The organism is Corallococcus sp. CA053C, from assembly GCF_003611675.1.
Taxonomy (GTDB): domain Bacteria; phylum Myxococcota; class Myxococcia; order Myxococcales; family Myxococcaceae; genus Corallococcus.
The window spans coordinates 1-6,079 of the sequence record NZ_RAWA01000508.1; the positions used below are offsets into that span (position 1 = coordinate 1).

The 6,079-nt window shown below is 70.2% G+C and carries 5 protein-coding genes; 4 read left to right on the plus strand and 1 reads right to left on the minus strand.

Annotated elements, in window-relative coordinates:
• From D7V97_RS38580 to D7V97_RS38595, 4 genes are all read left to right on the plus strand, one after another.
• Positions 1-578 (plus strand): tRNA-(ms[2]io[6]A)-hydroxylase (locus D7V97_RS38580; protein WP_233583508.1); only part of this gene is annotated, 578 nt, incomplete at its 5' end.
• A gap of 224 nt (positions 579-802) precedes the next feature.
• On the plus strand, positions 803-2,596 hold the full coding sequence (locus D7V97_RS38585; protein WP_120615585.1) for a phosphoenolpyruvate carboxykinase (GTP): 1,794 nt from the start codon (positions 803-805) through the stop codon (positions 2,594-2,596).
• Between the two features lie 137 nt (positions 2,597-2,733).
• Positions 2,734-3,567: a hypothetical protein gene (locus D7V97_RS38590; RefSeq protein ID WP_120615586.1), complete on the plus strand. Its 834-nt coding sequence runs from the start codon at positions 2,734-2,736 to the stop codon at positions 3,565-3,567.
• The gene (locus D7V97_RS38595) at positions 3,567-5,003 is read left to right on the plus strand and encodes an ABC transporter substrate-binding protein (protein WP_120615587.1); all 1,437 of its coding nucleotides are present in this window, start codon (positions 3,567-3,569) and stop codon (positions 5,001-5,003) included. Before D7V97_RS38590 ends, D7V97_RS38595 begins: the two co-directional genes overlap by 1 nt.
• Before the next feature lie 3 nt (positions 5,004-5,006).
• Here the strand turns inward: D7V97_RS38595 and D7V97_RS38600 are convergent.
• Positions 5,007-6,079 (minus strand): pyridoxal phosphate-dependent aminotransferase (locus D7V97_RS38600; protein WP_147445155.1); only part of this gene is annotated, 1,073 nt, incomplete at its 5' end.

Here is a 6,079-nt window from a genome sequence, read left to right on the forward strand (position 1 = left end):
CCGTCATCCTCCACGCGCCCACGGACCCCGGCTGGCTGCCGCTGGCGCTCGCGAACTTCGACGCGGTGCTGGTGGACCACGCCCACTGCGAGAAGAAGGCCGCCGCCAACGCGCTGTCCATGCTCCAGGCCTACCCGGACCTGCCCGGCCTGCCCGCGCAGATGGCCCGGCTGGCCCGCGAGGAGAGCGCCCACCTGGCGCGCGTGCTGGACCTGATGGCCGCGCGCGGCCTCACCCTCACGAAGGACTCAGGGGACCCGTACGCGCAGGGGCTCCAGAAGCACGTGCGCACCCCTGCCCCGGAGCGGCGCGTGGACCGGCTGCTCGTCGCCGCCATCATCGAAGCGCGCTCCTGCGAACGGCTGTCCCTGCTCGCCGAAGGGCTCACCGACCCGGCGCTCGCCCGGTTCTACGGAGAGCTGGCCCAGTCCGAGGACGGCCACCAATCCCTCTTCCACCGGCTGGCCGTCACCGCGTCGGGCGGGGACGAGGCCGGCGTGGACGCGCGGCTGCAACACCTGCTTGCCCAGGAATCCAAGGTGCTCGCGGACGTGGGCCTGCGCGCCGCCATCCACTGACGCACCGACAGCGAATGCCGCACCGCGCCGTCTACTGATGGGGGACCGGGCGCTGATAAGTGGAATTAGGCCAGAACGGGCGAAAGTCCGGTTGACTGCCGGACGTCGGTTGCTTTTGGGGCTCCGCTCCAGAAGGTTAAATGTCCTTCCGCTGGTAGGGTCTTGCCCCCCTTGTGAACCGGTACGCGGGAGATCCGCTCATGAGACACACCGAGGAGACTTCCATGGCTTCGACGCAAGCGGCCGCCGCCACCGAGCAGGCGCCCACGAAGAACCCCACGCTGCTGGCCTGGGTGGCCAGGATGGCCGCGATGACGCAGCCGGATCGCATCGTCTGGTGCGACGGCTCCGAGGCTGAGAAGCAGCGCCTCACCGAGCAGGCCGTGAAGGACGGCACGCTCATCCCGCTCAACCCCCAGAAGCGCCCCGGCTGCTATCTGCACCGCTCCAACCCGAACGACGTGGCGCGCGTCGAGCACCTCACGTTCATCTGTACGCCGAACAAGACGGACGCGGGCCCCACCAACAACTGGATGGACCCGGAGGCCGCGTACACGAAGCTGGGCCACCTGTTCGAAGGCTGCATGAAGGGCCGCACGATGTACGTGGTGCCCTACGCCATGGGCCCGCTGGGCAGCCCCTTCACCAAGATTGGCGTGGAGCTGACGGACAGCGACTACGTGGTCCTCAACATGCGGATCATGACCCGCATGGGGAAGGCCGCGCTGGACATGCTGGGCGACAGCGACGACTTCAACCGCGGCCTGCACTCCACGGGCGACGTGAACCCGGACCGCCGCTACATCTGTCACTTCCCCCAGGACAACACCATCTGGAGCTTCGGCTCCGGCTATGGCGGCAACGTGCTGCTGGGCAAGAAGTGCCTCGCCCTGCGCATCGGCAGCTACCTGGGCCGCGAGGAGGGGTGGCTGGCGGAGCACATGCTCATCCTGGGCGTCACCAGCCCCAAGGGTGAGACGACCTACGTCGCCGCCGCCTTCCCGTCCGCGTGTGGCAAGACGAACTTCGCGATGATGATCCCGCCCAAGGAGTACAAGGGCTGGAAGATCGAAACGGTGGGCGACGACATCGCCTGGATGCGCCCGGGCCCGGACGGCCGGCTGTACGCCATCAACCCGGAGGCCGGCTATTTCGGCGTGGTGCCGGGCACCAACAACAAGACCAACCCCAACGCCATGGAGACCATCTCCAGGGACACCCTCTTCACGAACGTGGCCCTCACGGCCGACGGCGACGTGTGGTGGGAGGGCAAGGACGGCGAGGTCCCCGAGGAGCTCACCGACTGGCAGGGCAAGCCCTGGAAGAAGGGCAGCCCGGAGAAGGCGGCGCACCCGAACAGCCGCTTCACCGCGCCCATGAGCAACAACCCCGTGCTGAGCACCAAGGCGAACGACCCGATGGGCGTCCCCATCAGCGCGCTCATCTTCGGCGGCCGGCGCTCCAACACCGTCCCGCTGGTCATCCAGGCCTTCAACTGGACCCACGGCGTGTTCCTGGGTGCCACCATGGGCAGTGAGACGACGGCCGCGGCCACCGGCAAGGTGGGCGTGGTGCGCCGCGACCCCATGGCCATGCTGCCCTTCTGCGGCTACCACATGGGTGACTACCTCCAGCACTGGCTGGACATGCAGAAGTCCATCCCGCAGCTGCCGAAGATCTTCCAGGTCAACTGGTTCCGGCAGGACAAGAACGGCAAGTTCATCTGGCCGGGCTTCGGGGACAACATGCGCGTCCTCGAGTGGATCGTGAACCGCGTCCACGGCCGCGTCCCCACGCAGGAGACGCTGCTCGGCTGGGTGCCGCGCCAGGACAACGGCCTCAACCTGCAGGGCCTGGACCTGTCCCAGGAGGCCGTCGCGGAGGCCACCTCCATCAAGGAGGACGAGTGGAAGAGCGAGCTCAAGAGCCAGGAGGTCTTCTTCGAGCAGCTGGGCACCAAGGCCCCCGAGGCCCTGATGCTGCAGCGCAAGCTGCTCATCTCCCGCCTGGACGGCTGATCGCCCGCTGAAGGCGTAGGGAAGTCCCGTCGGGGCCGCTCGGCCCCCCCTGGAGACGGGGGGTGGGGGGCGGCCCCGGTGCATTTGGGCGTCGCCGCTTCGACGCACGGGGGGTTCGGCGCTAGTCTCCGTCCCCCATGAGACTGGCTTTCGTGTTGTCGCTGGCGCTCGCGCTGGCTCCGGGCTCGGCCCTGGCGCAGCGGGGCGGGACCAAGGCCCCCAACGTGCAGGCGCTCCTGAAGGAGGGCAAGCGCCTGTATGACGCGGGCAAGTACCGCGAGGCCGCGGAGGTGCTGAAGCAGGCCCACGCCGCGCAGCCCCACCCGCGCTACATCTACAACATCGCCGTGGCGCTGGAGTACGCGGGCGAGCCGCGCGAGGCGATGACCTGGTACCGCCAGTACGTCACCAGCTCCAGTGACGAGACGGACCCCGCGCTGCTGAAGAACAGCAACCGCGCCATCGACCGGCTGCGGGTGCAGCTGGACCGCGAGGACCAGGCGCAGGCGACGGCGGACGCGGACCGCAAGCGGCTGGAGGCGGAGGCGGACGCGGCGCGGCGGCAGGCGGAGGAGGAGCAGCAGGCGGCCCGGCGCGCGGAGGAGGACAGCGAGCGCCAGCGGCAGGCGGAGTACGACCGCGCGGTGAAGTCCTACCAGCGTCAGCGCATTGGCGCCTTCGCGGTGGGCGGCGTGGCGGTGCTGGGCGTGGGCGCGGGCGTGCTGTTCGGCATGCAGGCCCGGGACGCGCGCGAGCAGTTCGACAACGCCAGCACGCTGGAGGCCAAGGAGACGAACGCGGACAGCACGCGCAGCAAGGCGCTGCTCGCGGACATCGGCTTCGGCGTGGGCATCGCGGGTGCCATCACCGCCATCATCCTGTATCCCAAAGAGGGCCCTCCCACGCAGGGCGAGGTCCGCGTGACGCTCGCGCCGCGCGGGGTCGGGGCTGGCATGGAGGTCCACTTCTGATGCGTGCACTGGGTTGGATGACGTTGGGCATGGCCGTGCTGGCCTCCGGGTGCAGCTTCACCACGGCGGGCGGCCTGTCCGAATGCGACACGAGCGGTGACTGCGGCGCCAACAGCGTCTGCACCTCCGGCTTCTGCCTGCCGCAGCCGGCCGGGTGCGGGCAGGTGTTCGGCGCCACGTCCGCGGCGAACGCGATTGCGTTGGGCGCGCTGGTGCCGCTCACCAACCGCAGCGGCTCCGCGGAGATTGAGCAGCAGCGCCTCAACGGGCTGAAGCTGGCGCTGGACGAGGTGAACGCGCTGGAGGGCGTGGGCGGCCGGCAGTTCGTCCTGTACGTCTGCGACACGCAGGCGGACGTGGAGAACGCCAAGACGCAGGCGCGCTGGCTGGTGGACGACAAGCAGACGGTGGCGGTGTTCAGCGCGGGCAGCGCGCAGACCATCGGCATCAGCTCCATCACCATCCCGAAGAACGTGCTGTTGATGAGCCACACGGCCACCAGCGCGGCCTTCACCTCGCTGGAGGACAAGAACGGCGGCGCGGTGGGCCTGGTGTGGCGCACCACGCCCTCGGACGCGCTCCAGGGCCGCGTCATCGCGGACGTGCTCCGGGGCACCACGGTCATCAATGATCCGGGCGTGACGTTCGTATCGCCGAACAAGGTGGGCGTGGCGTACGTGAACGACACCTACGGCCAGGGCCTGTATTCGGCGCTGCTGAGCAGGCTCACCACCAAGCAACTGGACGGCGCGCAGTACGAGCGCAACAGCGACGTGGCGGGCGCGGTGAGCCGGCTGGCGACCTTCAAGCCGGACCTGACGGTGCTGGCGGGCTTCACCGAGGACAACTCCCGGCTGCTGCCCGCGGCGGTGTCGGCGGGCGTGTCCATGGCCAACGGCAACCGGTGGTTCCTCACCGACGCCAGCAAGGATCCCACCCTGCTGACGAACCTGGGCGCGGGCAAGAACGAGATCGTCGGCTCCTACGGCACGGCGCCCGCGTCGGCGCGGCCCCAGGAACCCACCTACAAGTTCTTCGCGGACCGCTTCACCACCGCCTACAAGGTGGACCCGGGGCAGTTCTCCTTCACCGCGCATGCGTATGACGCCATGTACCTGGTGACGCTGGGCGCGGCGTACGCGATTGGCAACGACCTGGCCAACCCGCAGCCTGTCACCGGCACCCGCATCGCGGAGGGGCTCACGAAGGTGACGCCCGCCTCGGGGCAGACGGTGACCAGCTACCAGTTGGGCCCGGTGCAGTTCACCGGCGCGCGCGACAGCCTGCGCCAGGGCAAGGGCATCAACGTGCAGGGCGCCAGCGGCGAACTGGACTTCAACAACGACACGGGTGAAGCCCCTTCGCCGTACGAGCTGTTCAAGGTGGAGTCCAACGGCTTCCGCACGCTCCAGCTCATCAACCCGACGGCGGACTGAGCGTCAGGCGGAGAGCACGCGCACCAGCGGCGCGAGCGCGGCGGTGAAGACCTCGGGTGTCGGCAGCAGCGACAGCACGAGGTACGCGCCGCCGCCGAAGTCGTGGAAGTAGCCCGGCTGTACGCGCACGCCGTCGGCGAGGAGCCGCAAGCAGGTGGCCTCCTCGCCGGGCTCGCGGGGGATGCGAAGCACCGCACTCCAGCCGCCGTGCGCGGGCACCACGTCCCAGGAGGCATCCTGGGGGCGAGCCGCGAGGAGCCGCGCGCGGTTGCCCTTCACGCGCTCCAGGAGGGCCTGCTGGAACACGGGCGCGTGCGCCAGGAGCGCGGGCAGGGCGAGCTGCACGGGTGTGCCCACGGACAGGGCCGCGTCCGCCACGTCCTCCAGCCGGGCCAGGGCCTCGTCGCGTTCGGCGCTGGGGCCGCCCACGTGCAGCCAGGACAGCTTGAGGCCGGGCAGGCCCGCGACCTTGGACAGGCCGGACAGGCAGAAGGTGAGGCATGGCAGGGCCCGTCCCGCCACCGACGTCACCCTCCCCGCTTCGGTGTCCCAGCCGAAGTCGGAGAACACCTCGTCACAGATGAGCGCGAGGCCGTGGCGCGCGCACACGTCCGCGAGCGCCTGGAGTTCGCCTTCGTGGAGGAAGTGGCCGGTGGGGTTGCCGGGGTTCACCACGAGCACCGCGCGCGTGCGGGCATCGACCGCCGCCTCCACCGCGCTCGCATCCAGTCCGAAGCCATGCACGGCGGGCAGCCGGTAGGGACGCGCGTGCACGCCCTCCAGGCGCGCCAGCACGTCCACCAGCGGGTAGCCGGGCGCGGGCACGAGCACGCTGTCCCCCGGGTCGCAGAGCAGTTGGAAGAGCCACCCGTAGGCCTCGCTGGTGCTGGCGCCGAGGACGACATGGGCGGCGGACACGGGCGCGCCCCGCGCGGACAGGTGCGCGGCCACGGCCTTGCGCGCGGAGGGCAGGCCGAAGGGCTCAGGCGTGTACTGGAAGGGCGAGCCCGGTCCACCGGGCGGATCCGCTGCGTCCGCGGTCAGGAGCGGCTCGTGCTCGGAGGCGTCACCCGGAG